This window comes from Paenibacillus rhizosphaerae, from assembly GCF_014192015.1.
GTDB classification, from domain to species: domain Bacteria; phylum Bacillota; class Bacilli; order Paenibacillales; family Paenibacillaceae; genus Paenibacillus_AQ; species Paenibacillus_AQ rhizosphaerae.
This window is the reverse complement of the sequence record NZ_JACHXJ010000018.1, coordinates 1-1,168: the sequence shown is the minus strand read 5'-3', so window position 1 is coordinate 1,168 and position 1,168 is coordinate 1. Positions and strand designations below refer to the sequence as shown.

The window sequence follows — 1,168 nt, the reverse complement described above, 5'->3', positions numbered from 1 at the left end:
ATGTTGAGCAGGCTACAGTAGCCTGCTCATTTTATTAAGCTAACGGTCAGGATAGTTTAATGCGATATCGAAATATTTCAATTGAAGGAATGGAATGAAGGGAAGTACAGAGTTGAAGGAGGGTGCCGTCTGCAGGCAGCTTTGATTTCATTGTTATGGTATAATTCAGAAAGCGAAACACAACGCCTATTGGAGGACGATATGGCAATGGAAATTCGGTACTCTAGAGTATTTTAAAAACAAAATCCTTATAGAAAACGAACATCGTTATCAAAGGGTTTTAGTTACAGCGTATACAAGAACCGTATTGGAGCAAGATATATCTGATTCCCTCAAGATAGAACAGTTCAATAATTTGATGGCTGCTTGGGATGAACTGGGAAGAACTTAGGGTAAGAGGGTGAAAAAATGAATTTTTATTTAGATGATTTTGATCAAAAAGCCATTAGAATTGCTTTAGTTAGTCAAATTCAAAAATATGAGGACATTTTCTCAAATTCTACTAATGAGAGCGAAAAGGAATATTGGGCACGTGAATTAGAAAGGTCTAAAAATGCTTTCAAAAAAATCAGCGGCGGTGAGACAATTGAGGAATACCGTAGAACTAGTGAAGAATCGAAAAAATAGGTGTGGTTAAGTTCCGGATTACCTCCGTTTCTGTTAGGCGCGTAATTTTATAAAGAAGCTCTATATTTGCCACCTTATTGATAACGGTGCCAAGAATGCAAAAATTACTATCCATCGAGATGTCTTCGGTGATTTACCAAAGGATACCAAGATTAAGGCGCGCCTGGATTGGGTGCAATGTACGTCCGGATTGACCGGCCGATTAAGAATAAAATGATGGAAGCACCTGCAGAAAAGATCGAGGAAATGATGCTTAAAGCACATCGCCAGCTTATGCAGAAGGAAGTCGATCAGCTCATTAATAGCTTAGGAACTTAGACATGTCATGTGTTCAAATTAGACGAGCATGTTCGGATCAAACTTGCGAAGACCCGATGAGATTATCATCGGGTCTTCGCGTTGCTCTTCGATATAGATCCCCCTATACAAGGTAGCTGAAGAGATAAGGAACAGCCTTCCGTCTTAAGTGTGCAAACGAATGGCCGTTTTGAACTGTCGTCTTCATCGTTATAAATTAGTGAAATTTTTCGGACGATATATA

At 39.0% G+C, this 1,168-nt stretch carries 1 protein-coding gene; it reads left to right on the top strand.

Annotated elements, in window-relative coordinates; translation table 11 throughout:
- The first annotated feature begins 408 nt into the window (after positions 1-408).
- Positions 409-627 (top strand): hypothetical protein, encoded by a 219-nt coding sequence (locus FHS19_RS34535; protein WP_094600381.1) that lies wholly within the window; start codon positions 409-411, stop codon positions 625-627.
- Positions 628-1,168: the final 541 nt, after the last annotated feature.